The 12,851-nt window shown below is 60.5% G+C and carries 16 protein-coding genes; 6 read left to right on the top strand and 10 right to left on the bottom strand.

All coding sequences use genetic code 11. The features are described 5' to 3' along the window. Positions 1 to 71: 71 nt before the first annotated feature. Positions 72 to 668, bottom strand: coding sequence for a tRNA-uridine aminocarboxypropyltransferase (locus tag HU773_RS08025; protein ID WP_115127630.1), 597 nt, complete (start codon positions 666 to 668; stop codon positions 72 to 74). Positions 669 to 670: 2 nt separating this feature from the next. Beyond that, the gene (locus HU773_RS08020) at positions 671 to 1,564 is read right to left on the bottom strand and encodes a LysR family transcriptional regulator (RefSeq protein ID WP_057441205.1); all 894 of its coding nucleotides are present in this window, start codon (positions 1,562 to 1,564) and stop codon (positions 671 to 673) included. A 176-nt stretch (positions 1,565 to 1,740) separates the two neighbouring features. On the opposite strand from HU773_RS08020, the gene speB reads away from it, so the two are divergent. Further along, a complete protein-coding gene (speB, locus tag HU773_RS08015) occupies positions 1,741 to 2,691 on the top strand; it encodes an agmatinase (protein WP_120732183.1) in 951 nt (316 codons plus the stop codon). A gap of 53 nt (positions 2,692 to 2,744) precedes the next feature. Further along, the gene (locus HU773_RS08010; protein WP_057958840.1) at positions 2,745 to 4,127 is read left to right on the top strand and encodes a sodium:solute symporter family protein; all 1,383 of its coding nucleotides are present in this window, start codon (positions 2,745 to 2,747) and stop codon (positions 4,125 to 4,127) included. Positions 4,128 to 4,179: 52 nt separating this feature from the next. Here HU773_RS08010 and HU773_RS08005 read toward each other — a convergent pair whose 3' ends face one another. The 4 genes from HU773_RS08005 to ptrR form a co-directional block, all read right to left on the bottom strand. After that, positions 4,180 to 4,560 (bottom strand): hypothetical protein, encoded by a 381-nt coding sequence (locus HU773_RS08005; protein ID WP_178112939.1) that lies wholly within the window; start codon positions 4,558 to 4,560, stop codon positions 4,180 to 4,182. Next, the gene (locus HU773_RS08000) at positions 4,557 to 5,135 is read right to left on the bottom strand and encodes a peptidoglycan recognition protein family protein (protein WP_225923844.1); all 579 of its coding nucleotides are present in this window, start codon (positions 5,133 to 5,135) and stop codon (positions 4,557 to 4,559) included. Before HU773_RS08000 ends, HU773_RS08005 begins: the two co-directional genes overlap by 4 nt. A gap of 281 nt (positions 5,136 to 5,416) precedes the next feature. After that, positions 5,417 to 5,539, bottom strand: a complete 123-nt coding sequence (locus tag HU773_RS27540; protein ID WP_003210728.1) for a PA1414 family protein — start codon at positions 5,537 to 5,539, stop codon at positions 5,417 to 5,419. A gap of 139 nt (positions 5,540 to 5,678) precedes the next feature. Then, positions 5,679 to 6,572 (bottom strand): putrescine utilization regulator PtrR, encoded by an 894-nt coding sequence (gene ptrR / locus HU773_RS07995; protein ID WP_057441212.1) that lies wholly within the window; start codon positions 6,570 to 6,572, stop codon positions 5,679 to 5,681. A 102-nt stretch (positions 6,573 to 6,674) separates the two neighbouring features. Between ptrR and HU773_RS07990 the strand changes: the two genes are divergently transcribed. Further along, positions 6,675 to 7,838 (top strand): YbfB/YjiJ family MFS transporter, encoded by a 1,164-nt coding sequence (locus tag HU773_RS07990; RefSeq protein ID WP_057958838.1) that lies wholly within the window; start codon positions 6,675 to 6,677, stop codon positions 7,836 to 7,838. On the opposite strand, the gene HU773_RS07985 is transcribed toward HU773_RS07990, so the two are convergent. After that, positions 7,828 to 8,235 (bottom strand): DUF2177 family protein, encoded by a 408-nt coding sequence (locus HU773_RS07985; RefSeq protein WP_057958837.1) that lies wholly within the window; start codon positions 8,233 to 8,235, stop codon positions 7,828 to 7,830. The genes HU773_RS07990 and HU773_RS07985 overlap by 11 nt on opposite strands. A 66-nt stretch (positions 8,236 to 8,301) precedes the next feature. Then, positions 8,302 to 9,138: a CvfB family protein gene (locus HU773_RS07980; RefSeq protein ID WP_029292380.1), complete on the bottom strand. Its 837-nt coding sequence runs from the start codon at positions 9,136 to 9,138 to the stop codon at positions 8,302 to 8,304. Between the two features lie 334 nt (positions 9,139 to 9,472). Here HU773_RS07980 and HU773_RS07975 point away from each other — a divergent pair, with 334 nt between their 5' ends. The 3 genes from HU773_RS07975 (at position 9,473) to HU773_RS07965 (ending at position 11,526) form a co-directional block, all read left to right on the top strand. Beyond that, entirely contained in the window at positions 9,473 to 9,652 is a 180-nt protein-coding gene (locus tag HU773_RS07975) for a PFL_1563 family small protein (RefSeq protein WP_007946007.1), read from the top strand. A 218-nt stretch (positions 9,653 to 9,870) separates the two neighbouring features. Further along, on the top strand, positions 9,871 to 10,593 hold the full coding sequence (locus HU773_RS07970) for a TorF family putative porin (protein WP_057958836.1): 723 nt from the start codon (positions 9,871 to 9,873) through the stop codon (positions 10,591 to 10,593). Positions 10,594 to 10,659: 66 nt separating this feature from the next. Next, entirely contained in the window at positions 10,660 to 11,526 is an 867-nt protein-coding gene (locus HU773_RS07965) for a DUF6279 family lipoprotein (RefSeq protein WP_057958835.1), read from the top strand. Here HU773_RS07965 and copD read toward each other — a convergent pair. Continuing rightward, positions 11,523 to 12,449 (bottom strand): copper homeostasis membrane protein CopD, encoded by a 927-nt coding sequence (copD, locus tag HU773_RS07960; protein ID WP_057958834.1) that lies wholly within the window; start codon positions 12,447 to 12,449, stop codon positions 11,523 to 11,525. The genes HU773_RS07965 and copD overlap by 4 nt on opposite strands. Beyond that, positions 12,446 to 12,820 (bottom strand): copper homeostasis periplasmic binding protein CopC, encoded by a 375-nt coding sequence (gene copC / locus HU773_RS07955; protein WP_057958833.1) that lies wholly within the window; start codon positions 12,818 to 12,820, stop codon positions 12,446 to 12,448. Before copC ends, copD begins: the two co-directional genes overlap by 4 nt. Positions 12,821 to 12,851 lie beyond the last annotated feature (31 nt).

Raw genomic sequence — 12,851 nt, 5'->3', positions numbered from 1 at the left:
CCAGCTCCCACATCGACCGCGCATGTCTTGAGCGGCGCTGTCAATGGGGGAGCTGGACCTCGGTGAACCGGCTAATCACCCCCATGATTGCGCTGAAACACCTCCTCCCCCATCGCCGCTATCTGCCCGTCGATCAACGCCTCAAACGGCCGCAACAACGGATCAAATGACTGCGGCGCCTCCAGCACCTGCAACGCCTGCACAATTGCCTCCACCGTCGACAACGCCCCCGGCCCCGGTGCCTTGCGCAATCGGTAGCGGGACACTGCGCCCGCCGCCAGCGTCACCCGTGGCAACGCCGCCAGCAGCGGGTTGAGGTGCAGCAACTTGCGCGCCTTGCGCCAGGTACCGTCGGGCACCACCAGCAGCAACGGCTCATCGGATGGGCCATAGGTCTGCAGCGACTGCGCCTCTTCGCCAGGAAACAGCAGCCGTGCCTGATACCCCGGAGGGTTGAGCAAGGTCTGCAAGTCTTCAAATACTTCGCCCACTACCAACTGCGCATTCACCAGGCCCAACGCGGCGAGGCGCGCGGTGTTGAGCGCATGGTTGACCTCGCTGGGATGCTGCAACAGCAACACCCGGGTACGGCTGTGCAGGCTCGGGATCAGTGCGCACAGGCAGTGGGTGGTCGGCCGCAGGCAGCGGGGGCATTGGGGTCTGGACATATTCAGGCCTGATTGAGCTGTGCTTTGAGTAAATCGCGGAAGGTCTGGATCAACGGTTCGCGGCTGCGCCCACGGCGCATGATCAGCGAAAACGGCGCCTGGTAGCCAAAGGTCGCCGGCAGCAGCACCCGCAAGTCGCCCTTGTCGGCCCAGGCCTGGGCGTAGTGCTCGGGCAAGTAGCCGATGTAGGCGCCGGACAACACCAGGATCAACTGCGCCTCCATACTTTCTACAGTGGCGGCGCTGTGTTTGAAGCCATGGCGCGCCAGTTCCGCCTGGCTCCAGTAACCGCGCCCGACCATGCGTTGCTGGGTAATCACCTGCTCCGGAATGCGTCGCTCGCTGAACAGCGGATGCCGCGAGCTGCAATAGAGCCAGTGCTGTTCGCGGTACAGCGGCATGTAGACCAAGCCGCTCATGCGGTTGGAGAAGGCGCCAATGGCCAGGTCCAGACGATTGTCCTGCACCCCCAGTTGCAGTTCGTAGGGGCTCATCACCGATAAGTGCAGATGCACCGCCGGATGCTCGAGGCTGTAGGCGCCGATGACTTCGGCAAATGGCAGGGCCTTGTCGCTGACGGTCGAATCAAGCACACCCAGTTTGAGCGTGCCGCGCAGTTCGCCCTTGAGCGCCGCCGCGTATTGCTCGAAGCCCTCCAGTTCGCCCAGCAGGCGCAAGGTTTCCTGGTGAAACAACTCGCCCTTGCTGGTCAGGCTGAACCCGCCACGCCCGCGATGGCACAGCACCAGGCCCAACGCGCCTTCCAGTTGGCTCATATAGGTGCTGATGGCCGACGTCGACAGGTTGAGCTCATGCTGGGCATTGGCAAACCCCTGGTGGCGCACGACGCTGACGAAGATGCGCAGCAATTTCAGGTCGGGCAAGGCATTGGCCATGGACGCTCCAGGCAAAAAGTCGGCGGACAGGGAACAGGTTTCGCAAACCGGTGGAGTCTACCCCAGGCATTAGTTTAGAAAAATCTGAACTAAGTATTTCCCCACAGCGATTCTTCCGTTGCCGGGCATTTCGCAGAATCGGCCTCTGATAACCACAACAACGATGAGGCACTGCCGTGGACAAGATCTTTCACCAACCACTGGGCGGCAACGAAATGCCGCGCTTTGCCGGCATCGCCACCATGATGCGCCTGCCCCACCTGCAAACCGCCGCCGGCCTGGATGCGGCCTTTGTCGGCGTGCCCCTGGATATCGGCACCTCGCTGCGCGCCGGCACCCGCTTCGGGCCGCGTGAAATCCGCGCTGAGTCGGTGATGATCCGCCCCTACAACATGGCCACCGGCGCTGCGCCGTTCGACTCGCTGTCGGTGGCCGATATCGGCGACGTGGCGATCAACACCTTCAACCTGCTGGACGCCGTGCGCATTATCGAAGAAGCCTACGATGAGATCCTCGGCCATAACGTAATCCCGCTGACCCTGGGCGGCGACCACACCATCACCCTGCCGATCCTGCGGGCGATCCACAAGAAACACGGCAAGGTCGGGCTGGTGCATATCGACGCCCACGCCGACGTCAACGACCATATGTTCGGCGAGAAAATCGCCCACGGCACCACCTTCCGCCGGGCCGTCGAAGAGGGCCTGCTCGATTGCGACCGTGTGGTGCAAATCGGCCTGCGCGCCCAGGGCTATACCGCCGAAGACTTCAATTGGAGCCGCAAACAGGGGTTCCGCGTGGTCCAGGCCGAAGAATGCTGGCACCACTCCCTCGCGCCGTTGATGGCCGAAGTTCGGGAAAAGGTCGGCGGCGGCCCGGTGTACCTGAGTTTCGACATCGACGGCATCGACCCGGCCTGGGCGCCCGGCACCGGCACCCCGGAAATCGGCGGGCTGACCACCATCCAGGCGATCGAGATCATCCGGGGCTGCCAGGGCCTGGACCTGATTGGTTGTGACCTGGTGGAGGTTTCGCCGCCCTACGACACCACCGGCAACACCTCGTTGCTGGGCGCCAACCTGCTGTACGAAATGCTCTGCGTGCTGCCTGGAGTCACGCACCGTTGATGTAGCGCGTCACCTGATTAGTCCATAAAAACAATAACTGGAGAGGCGCCACCATGGCTCTGGATCTATTCGTCGTACTTATCTACGCCGCCGGCATGCTCGTGCTCGGCTATTTCGGCATGCGCCGGGCCAAGACCCATGAAGATTACCTGGTCGCCGGGCGCAACCTGGGGCCGACCCTGTACATGGGCACCATGGCCGCGACGGTGCTGGGCGGCGCGTCCACGGTGGGCAGCGTGCGCCTGGGTTATGTGCATGGTATTTCCGGGTTCTGGCTCTGCGCGGCGCTGGGCACGGGGATCATTGCGCTGAACCTGTTTCTCGCCAAACCCTTGCTCAAGCTGAAAATCTTCACCGTGACCCAGGTCCTGGAGCAGCGCTACAACCCCACGGCCCGCCAGGCCAGCGGGCTGATCATGCTGGCCTATGCGCTGATGCTGGCGGTGACCTCGATCCTGGGGATCGGCACCGTATTGCAAGTGATGTTTGACCTGCCGTTCTGGGCCGCCATCCTGCTGGGTGGTGGCGTGGTGCTGGTGTATTCGACCATTGGCGGCATGTGGTCGCTGACGCTAACCGATATCGTGCAGTTTGTGATCAAGACCGTCGGCCTGATGTTTATCCTGCTGCCGATCTGCCTGTACCGCGTAGGCGGCTGGGATGAACTGGTGGCCAAACTGCCGGCGGCCAGTTTCAGCTTCACCAGCATCGGCTGGGACACCATCATCACCTACTTCATGATCTACTTTTTCGGCATCCTGATCGGCCAGGACATCTGGCAACGGGTGTTTACCGCCCGTGACGCAAAAGTCGCCCAGTACGCAGGAACCTTCGCCGGCTTCTACTGCATCCTCTACGGCCTGGCCTGCGCCCTGATCGGCATGGCCGCCCATGTGCTGATCCCGGACCTGGACAACGTCAACAACGCCTTCGCCGCCATCGTCAAACTGTCGTTGCCCGATGGCCTGCGCGGCCTGGTGATCGCGGCGGCCCTGGCGGCGATGATGTCCACCGCCAGCGCCGGCCTGCTCGCCGCGTCCACCGTGCTGACCGAAGACCTGCTGCCGCGCCTGCGCGGCGGCAAGCAGTCGAGCCTGAACATCAACCGCTTGTTCACCCTGCTGACTGGGGTGGCCGTGCTGGGTATCGCCTTGATAGTCACCGACGTGATCAGCGCACTGACCCTGGCCTATAACCTGCTGGTCGGCGGCATGCTGATCCCATTGATCGGGGCGATTTACTGGAAACGCGCTACGACGGCGGGTGCGATCAGCGCCATGGCATTGGGGTTTGTCACGTCACTGGTGTTTATGGTCAAGGATGGCTTGGAGGCAAACACGCCGATCTATTACAGCCTGGGCGTGAGTGTGGTGAGTTTTGTGCTGGTGAGTCTGCTGTCGCGTCGGCCAGAGGTGGCGGCGGCCGATGCTGCCTGAGTGAAGCTGGCTTGAGCGGGTGCGATGTCGGTTGTCGCACCCACCCTCTTATTTACTGTTCAGGTCTTTCAAACAGATCACCACATTCGTCACAGGCAAAGTACTGCTCTTTCGCCGAACACCAGATGACCCCAGTAGCTCCCGCCCTAACCTGCCATGTGCAGATATGCCCGTTGTACTTCAGGTTGCCCTCCAGATAACAAGGGGCCCACTCGTAACGGTCATGCAGGGTGCGGCTATCAATCTTCGAGGCGCGCTGGAAAAACGCCTGCACACGGTTTGGATCAAGGGGCACATCAGAAGGCCGGCAACTCTCAGGTTCTTGGGATTGGAAGCTGGAGACAACAATGCCTTCAAGGTCGGGCGTGTGCCGATCCGTACATCCCGCAAGAACGAGTAATGCGCCTATCGGCCATGCTTTGATCGGCATCATTCCCACACCGCACTACTGGCTTCACCCGGGTTTTTATAGGATATCTGCGGATGCCTGTAGACATCACCCGAGGACAGGTTGAAATGAACATATAACTCGTTGACGAGCCATTGAAGGGATTGGTTCTGCAAGGGGGTAACGGACTCATACCGCGAGGTATCCAAGTGTTTGCCCACCAATTCGATGCCAATAGAGTCGGAGTTCACAGGATAGCGTTCAGGATAGCTTTTTGCTCGCTCATGTGCGTCCAACGCCTTGATCTGCGCAGTCCACGATAACGCTTGAATACGGGCCACCTGGGCGCTGTCACACGATTTTTTATCAATCGCCAGGCACTTCGAGCGTATGAGCTTTCCAACGTGGTAGCAGCGCTTTTTCAAGCTGGCCGTCTGGTAAACAAAGCCATTTTTATCAATCAGAAAGTGCGCACCACTGCCTTTTGCAAGGTAGCCGTTGAACGTATGTTGCGCAGTAGGTGCATCCGTCTGGTGGACAACTAAAGCATGTATACCGTGCAGATCCCCATGCTCAATCGCGTAAAACCGACGCAGTATCACCTTGGCGGAAACCAGCATTCCATCACTGTTAACACACGACATAGCCCTGTCTTCCTTCCTTGAAGAGAGCAGGAATATAAAGCGTCCAAACACGGAAGTGGTCGAGGGAGCAGACAAAAAGAAACGTCCGACCAGAATACTTCCAGGGTCAGACAAGGTGAGCGCAACTTAATTTAGGAGTCCGGACTTAGACTGGTACAAAGCAATCGCATACAACCGCACGCCCAATCTACTGTGCTTCAGGGACAGTGTGACGAGTGATCGCGCCCAAACACCAATGTCTGAGCGCTTTTCCGGACTTACCTGCGACGCGGGCGGCGCTGTTCGTCATCGGTGCGGATTGGCACCGGTTGCAGCGGTGGCTCGATCAAGCCGAGTGCGACGCCGAGGTCGTGCAGCCAGTTTTGCAGTTTTTCTTTCATGGTGCCCCCTTTGAGGGTAGTGCCGAGCAGCTGGAATTCTGTGGCTGCTTCCTACAGATAGTAGTACTAAGTCCCACGTAATGCTTGTCTGAAACCGCAACGAACCATTACTGAATTGATACAAATCCTGACGGGGCGGTCAGGCAATCGCCCGGGACTCTTGTACAGGCCGCGTCTTGCCCTCTTGCTGCAGGTCAATCCATGCATTGAGATTAGCCCCGAGCATGCCTTTGCGCCACATCAGCCAGGTGGTGGCGTGGGCAAATGGCTCGGCCAGGGGATGGATCGACACGCTGTCCTTGCCGGGCAGGCTGTCGAGCATCGACTCGGACATCAACGCAACCCCGGAACCGGCAATCACACATGCAAGCATGCCTTGATAGGACTCGATCTCGATGGCGCGACCCATGGCCACACGGTCGTGGGAAAACCACGCCTCCAGGCGCGCCCGATAGGAACAACTGCGTCGGAAGGTGAACACCGCGCGCCCGGCCACATCCTGCGGGCCGCGTACCGGTGGGTGGTCCGCCTCGCAGATCAGCAGCAGGCGCTCCTCACACAGCGGTACGCCGTCCAGGGTCGCCAGGGTCAACGGGCCATCCACCAGCGCCGCATCCAGGCGCCCGGTGATCAGGCCTTCGAGCAGTTCACCACTGGGCGCCGACTGCACTTGCAGGTTCACCATGGGGTAAGCCTTGTGATATTGCGCCAGCAGTTTCGGCAAATGGATCGCAGCGGTGCTGTACATGCTGCCCAGCACAAAATCCCCGGCCGGTTGGCCACCCTGCACGGCACCGTGCGCTTCATCATGCAGGGCCAAAAGGCGCGTGCTGTAGTCGAGCAGCACCTTGCCGGCAGGCGACAGTTGCAGGCGCTGGCGCTCGCGCACGAACAGCTCGACGCCCAGTTGCTCTTCCATTTGCTTGAGGCGGGTCGAGAGGTTCGATGGCACCCGGTGCAGACGCTCTGCAGCACGGGTGATGGAGCCCTCTTCGGCCACGGCCTGGAAAATACGCAGTTGGCTGAACTCCACGACCTTTCTCCTAAACTGAACAAGTTGCTCAGTATTATTCATTTTTACTGAACACTAATCCACCTTAGCCTGAGGTCATCGCTTCTTCCTGGAATTTGGCCCATGTCTCCCCTGATTCGTTTACTCGCCAGTTTTATCGCCCTGATGATGGCCATGGGCATTGGCCGCTTTGCTCTCACCCCGCAGATGCCGCACTTGCTCAGCGAAGGGCAAATCGACCTGACCGCCGCCGGGCTGATTGCCGCGGCCAACTACCTGGGCTATTTCGTGGGGGCCGTGGACTCGATGTTCGCGCGCAGTCATCACCACATACGCGGACGGTTGCTCGGCGGGTTGTGGTTGTGTGTGCTGCTGACCCTGGCGTCGTTCTGGGCCAACGGCTTCTGGTCGCACCTGTTGCTGCGCTTCGGCACGGGTGTGGCCAGCGCCTGGGTGCTGGTGATGATTACCGGCCTGAGCCAGCCGCTGGCGATTGCCGCCGGGCGCCCGCGGCTGGGGGCACTGGTGTTTGCCGGGCCTGGACTGGGGATCCTGCTGACGGGATTGTTGGCACTGGCCTCCAACCTGTTGGGCGAGGATTCGGCAACACTGTGGCTGGTGTACGGCGTGGTCGCCCTGGGCATGTTGCTGGTGATCCTGCCGTTCCTGCCCAAGCCGGACAAGGGGGCGCCGCAAAGCAGCGCCCCTGCCGGGCGCAACGGCAGCATCGCGCATCTGGGCTGGATTTACCTGCTGTATGGCCTGGGCTACATCATTCCGGCCACCTTCCTGTCGCAAATGGCCAGCGCGCAGTTCAAGGGCGCCTGGCAGGCAGACCTGTTCTGGCCATGCTTTGGCTTGGCGGCGGCCCTGGGCGTGTTGCTGGTCAGTCTGCGCAAGCCCAACCCCGACACCACACGCTACTGGTTGATGGCAACCCTGGGGATGCAAGCGATTGGCGTCTTCGCCTGCCTGTGGGGCAATGGCGTGGGATTGGTGCTGGGTGTATTGCTCTGTGGGCTGCCATTTCTGGCCTGCATGCAATTGGTGATGCAACGTTCGCGGGAAGTTGCGCCCCACGGCGCGCAACGGAGCACCGGCCTGCTGACGGCGTGTTTTGCCCTGGGCCAGTTAAGTGGCCCGCTGCTGGCGTCGTTGAGCAACCATTTTAGTGGCGGCTTGCAGCCGGCACTGACGTTAGCCGGCAGCGGCTTGATACTGGCCGGGGCGCTACTGTTACGCCCCGCCCAGATTAAGGTTGATTGCCGGGCGCCGGTCAGCCGCTGACGCGCCGCGCCGCCCAGTATCCCAGCGAGCAGCAGGCCGCGGTGAGAAAGGTGCCCCACGCCATGTCCATCATTGCCAACCCCGCAGACCAGCCTTGCAAGGTCGCCCAGTTGCTCAGGTCGTAGGTGCCATAGGCGACCAACCCAAGCAAGGCACCGAGGCGGGCAGCCCGTTGCCAGCCGCCACTGGCCAGCGCCGGCAACACTACAAAGGCCACACAGCCGAATACATAAAGGCAGTAGAACAGCGCCGCCGGGAGCAATCGCGGTTGCTCAAGCATCAGCGGCCCGAGCAGGCCCTTGTAGGTCGGCCCCATCAATACCCCAAGCCAGAGGCCATCGAGCACTAAAAAAGCCAACAACGTACCGAGGTAAGCAAACACGACTTTTTTGCCCATGGCGATGACCCACTGCAGGAGCCGGCTGACCGGCGATAGCGACGCCTACACAAGAGCAGGTTGCAATCAGCTTAGTTCAATACGATCAGCGTGAATTACGATCTGCCCCTGCTTGTACAGCGCACCAATGGCCTTCTTGAAGTTGCCCTTGCTCACGCCAAACAAGTTGCTGATCACGGTCGGGTCACTCTTGTCGCTGACCGGCAGGCTGCCGTTGTTTTCACGCAACTTGGCGAGGATCTTCGAGTTCAGGCTGGACGCCGCTTGCTCGCCGACCGGCTGCAGGCTCAGGCTGATATTGCCGTCGGCGCGGATTTCCTTGATGAAGCCCTTCTCTTCCTTGCCCGGACGCAGGAACTTGAACACTTCGTTCTTGTGGATCAGGCCCCAGTGCTTGTTATTGATGATTGCCTTGAAGCCCATATCAGTGGCTTCGGCAACCAGCAAGTCGACTTCCTGGCCCACGGTGTAGTTGGCCGGCGTCTTGTCCAGGTAACGGTCCAGGCGCGCTGTGGCGGTGATGCGCTTGGTGTGTTTGTCGAGGTAGACGTGCACCACACAGTATTCACCGGCGGTCAGCTGGCGTTTTTCTTCGGAATACGGCAGCAGCAGGTCCTTGGGCAGGCCCCAGTCGAGGAACACCCCGATGCTGTTGACTTCAACCACTTTCAGGCTGGCGAACTCGCCCACCTGCACTTTTGGTTTTTCAGTGGTCGCGATAAGTTTGTCATCGCTGTCCAGATAAATAAAAACGTTAAGCCAGTCTTCATCTTCACTGGGAATATCTTTGGGAATATAACGATTGGGCAAGAGGATTTCGCCCTCTTGTTCACCGTCCAGATACAAACCAAAGTTAGTGTGTTTAACCACTTGCAAACTGTTGTAGCGCCCGACTAAAGCCATTTCCAATACCCTCATTGCGTGGGCGGCATTCTACCCGAGTTGAAGGCGGCGGTCCCGTGTCCAGGCGCGCAACCCTGAAAAATCGCGGGTTTGCCGGGCACTTGCCGACAATTGCCCCGCTCGTCAGGTCAAGCTGCCGCCGTGCAGCAATGGCCAGGTGCTATTTTTACCCACGGTTTCTATTTAAAACAGCGAGTTAGGGCCTTCGACCAAAGACCAACTTCGGGCTTCTATAATAGCGCAGCTTATTCCTGGGAGATATTTACCAAGCAATTGTCAAGCATTTCATGTACGATGCCTGGCCAAGTTAATTTTCTACAGGTTAGTGGCCGCCATGCGCGTAAAAGCATCCAACAGCAAAGCAAAGCCAGCTCCCGCCGTTGAAACCAGCGAATCGATCAACAACCAAATCGCCGCGTTCCTCAAGTCCGGTGGCGAAATCCAGCAGATCGCCAAGGGCGTGAGCGGCCAGACATTCGGCCCGTCCAAGCAGATCACCCTGGGTAAGAAGTAAGCGCGCAAGCCGCCTACGCAGCCCACCTGGTCCCTAAGCGCCTTGCCTATCAAGGCGCTAGGACTAGAGCCAGCAACATCCCCCCGACACACATTCAACCACGCCAATCGACGAACGGGTCTCAATACCTGACTTTCGCCGGTATGCTTGCACACGTCTAGAACGGGCATTTGCCCGATTTCTCCCGTTACTGCTCCTCGCTTTTCATGGAGTGAAGCGTGCTCAAACCCTGTATTTTTCTGGTCAGCGCCCTGCTTGCCAGCCCCCTCGCCGAAGCGCAGGTGTTCCAGCGTGAACTGGGCGACTTCGACTTGAAACTGGGCACCACGCCCGGCCGCAGCATGGCCCAGGGCCTGGTCAAACCCACCACACCGGGCAGCAACTCGTTTCACGGCGGCCTCGACCTGAGCCACGCCAGCGGCCTGTACTTCGGCCAGTTCTCTCCGAGCATGGGCCTGTCGCCCGCGAGCAAACTGGAAGTCGATTCCTACATGGGCTTCAAGCGCCCGTTCGACCAGACCCTGGGCTATGAACTGGGGATGATTCACTACAGCTACCCCAAGCTGAGCCCCCTCGACAGCCAGGAGTTCTACGGCGGCCTGAACCTGCTGGGCAATCGGTTTGGCGTGTCACTGGGCAATGACCCCGACCGTCGCGACAGCACCCTGTTTGCCGACCTGGGCGGCACCCAGCCGTTTGGCATTGGCGTGAGCATGAAGTACACCACTCATCAGTTGGGCGCCCCGGCCTCGGTGGAGGGCGGCTCTATCCGCAGTTTCAGCGACTGGTCGGTGAAATTTTCCCGACCGTGGATGGGCATGGACCTGGACCTGATCTACAGCGACTCCAACCTCAACGGCAGCGACTGCTCGGCCTACTCCGGACACAATTCGCAATGTGATGGCCTGTTGACCCTAAAGGCCGAGCGGTCGTTTTATTGATGGGCTGAACTGTCACGCCCCCGGCGGGTTCAGATGAACATCCCTGGTCTGCGCAAGGACTCGCCCATGCTGCGTCGGTTAAGAATCCTGGCTGCTTTACTGGTCCTGAGCGCCCTGCTTGCCGGCTGCAACCGCGTGGGCCTGGCCTATCGCAATCTCGACGTGATCATCCCCTGGACCCTCAACGACTACCTGGACATGAACGCCGGGCAGAAAAGCTGGTTCAACGAAACGCTCAAGGAACACCTGGCCTGGCACTGCACCACCCAATTACCTGGCTACCTGGACTGGCTCGACCGCCTGCAGCAGATGGTCGACAGCCACCAGGTCAGTGACGCCGCCCTGCAAGCCCACGCCCTTGAAGCCAAGCAAGCAATCGCCGACGTCGCCCGGCAAATCACCCCATCAGCCATCGAGTTGCTGCGCGGGCTGGATGAGCAGCAAGTGCGCGAGATGGATGCCGCGCTGACCAAGGACCTGGGCAAACGCCAGAACGAATACCTCAAGCCGCCCCTGGAGCAACAGATCAAGGAGCGTAGCGAGCGCATGAGCAAGCGCCTGGATGCCTGGCTAGGCCCATTGAGCGCCAGCCAGCAAGAGCGTGTGCTGGCCTGGTCCACTGCCCTCGGCGCGCAGAACCAGCAATGGATCGGCAACCGTGCCCATTGGCAGGCGCAGTTCATCGCCGCAGTCAATCAACGGGCCAGCAGCGACTTCCCACGCAAGATGGAGCAGTTGCTGGTGGACCGTGAAAGCCTGTGGACCGCGGACTATCGCCAGGCCTATGCCCAGACCGAAGCCGCAGCCCGCAGTCTGCTGGTGGACGTGATGGCCGAAAGCACGGTGCAACAACGCCAGAAGCTGGTGCAGAGAATCGCTAAGGTGCGCAGCGATTTCCAGGCACTCAAGTGCCTCAAGGACAGCCCGGCCTAGTCGGACGACATCGGGCCCAATGTCCCCAGCCCTGCCACCAACCCCAGGATCAGCAGCACCGCGCCAAACTCCAGGCTCAAACTGCGGCGCAGGGCACGACAGGCCATTGCCTGCTCGCCGGTCTCCACCGCCCGCAGCAGAAGCGGGCTCAGATGGAAGCGGTTGAGTGCCGCCATAGCCAACATCACCCCAAACAACGCCAGTTTCAGGCTGAATAAAATGCCGTAGGTACTCTGGATAATCCCGTCCAGCTTCGCCCCGACCACCAACAGGTAATTCACCACGCCAGTGACTATCAACACCGCCACCAGCACCGCGCCGACCACCTCAAAGCCGGTCAGCGCCCTGGCCAGGATCCTCACTGGCGCAATGTCCTGCGTGTTCCCAGGCAGCAACAGCAGCCCAAACGCCGCCAATGCCCCGAACCAGGCGCCGGCCGCCAACAGGTGTGCGCTGTCGGCCATCAAGTGCCAGGCGCGCAGCGCCCCGTCACTCATCGCGCCGTGACCGGCCCAGGCCAGTGTCGCCAGGGCGACACCGGCGGCACAGGTCGCCAGCCATAGACTGCCGGTGGGCCATGCCGCACCGGCCATAACAGCCAGCACCGCGAACCACAACGCCCCGATACGCAGTATCCAGGTCAAGCCCAGCTCGGTCTGCCACAGCATCATCTGCACATGCGGCCCAAGGGCCTGCCACGCTTGCTCGCCGCTCATGGCCCGCGTCATCACCAGCAACGAAGCCATTGAAAGCAGCACGCCCAGGATGGCAGTGCCGGCCAGCCAGCCCCTGATATTCAAGACCACACCGGACACTCGTTCCGACGCCTTCAAGCCATACAGAGCAAACAACCCCAAGCCAAACAGCAGCATCAGGTCCAGGTACAACGCAAACCGTAAGGCGATACCCAGTAAGTCACTCATGGCTGGACGCTGAACACCAGATTACCGGTGATGGGATGGGTATCCGACGACACCGCACGCCAGTCCACCCTGTAGGTCCCGACCGGCAGCGGCGCCGTGGGCTTGATCAGCATCACCTTGGGATCACTGCCGCCCGACACGCTGGCCTTGACCGGCATGGGTGAATGGGCCATGCCGGGCATCGCGGTCATGATCAGTTTGGCCCCGGAGAACTGCGTTATCAGGTTCTCCGAAAAATGCAGCTCGATGGTTGCGGGGGCAGCGCCCTTGGCGCCATCGGCTGGCGATGAAGACAACAACGTCGGATGTGCCAATACCGGCACACTCATCAACAGTCCAGCACACAGCGCAACCGCTTTAAACACAGACATGCAAGGCTCCTGGCCGCTCATGACGGCAGGT

Source organism: Pseudomonas shahriarae, assembly GCF_014268455.2.
GTDB lineage: Bacteria > Pseudomonadota > Gammaproteobacteria > Pseudomonadales > Pseudomonadaceae > Aquipseudomonas > Aquipseudomonas shahriarae.
The sequence above is the reverse complement of the archived record's forward strand: the minus strand, read 5'-3'. Positions and strand labels throughout refer to the sequence as shown.

What these genes read in the sequence shown, in the direction of transcription:
- HU773_RS07965 (WP_057958835.1), top strand. Translation starts at nt 10,660, where the DNA reads ATGCTGCGTCGGTTAAGAATCCTGGCTGCTTTACTGGTCCTGAGCGCC.
- HU773_RS27540 (WP_003210728.1), bottom strand. Translation starts at nt 5,539, where the DNA reads ATGAAAGAAAAACTGCAAAACTGGCTGCACGACCTCGGCGTCGCACTC.
- copD (WP_057958834.1), bottom strand. Translation starts at nt 12,449, where the DNA reads ATGAGTGACTTACTGGGTATCGCCTTACGGTTTGCGTTGTACCTGGAC.
- HU773_RS08025 (WP_115127630.1), bottom strand. Translation starts at nt 668, where the DNA reads ATGTCCAGACCCCAATGCCCCCGCTGCCTGCGGCCGACCACCCACTGC.
- HU773_RS08000 (WP_225923844.1), bottom strand. Translation starts at nt 5,135, where the DNA reads ATGCTGGTTTCCGCCAAGGTGATACTGCGTCGGTTTTACGCGATTGAG.
- HU773_RS08010 (WP_057958840.1), top strand. Translation starts at nt 2,745, where the DNA reads ATGGCTCTGGATCTATTCGTCGTACTTATCTACGCCGCCGGCATGCTC.
- HU773_RS08005 (WP_178112939.1), bottom strand. Translation starts at nt 4,560, where the DNA reads ATGATGCCGATCAAAGCATGGCCGATAGGCGCATTACTCGTTCTTGCG.
- HU773_RS07990 (WP_057958838.1), top strand. Translation starts at nt 6,675, where the DNA reads ATGTCTCCCCTGATTCGTTTACTCGCCAGTTTTATCGCCCTGATGATG.
- HU773_RS07980 (WP_029292380.1), bottom strand. Translation starts at nt 9,138, where the DNA reads ATGGCTTTAGTCGGGCGCTACAACAGTTTGCAAGTGGTTAAACACACT.
- HU773_RS07975 (WP_007946007.1), top strand. Translation starts at nt 9,473, where the DNA reads ATGCGCGTAAAAGCATCCAACAGCAAAGCAAAGCCAGCTCCCGCCGTT.
- HU773_RS08020 (WP_057441205.1), bottom strand. Translation starts at nt 1,564, where the DNA reads ATGGCCAATGCCTTGCCCGACCTGAAATTGCTGCGCATCTTCGTCAGC.
- HU773_RS07985 (WP_057958837.1), bottom strand. Translation starts at nt 8,235, where the DNA reads ATGGGCAAAAAAGTCGTGTTTGCTTACCTCGGTACGTTGTTGGCTTTT.
- copC (WP_057958833.1), bottom strand. Translation starts at nt 12,820, where the DNA reads ATGTCTGTGTTTAAAGCGGTTGCGCTGTGTGCTGGACTGTTGATGAGT.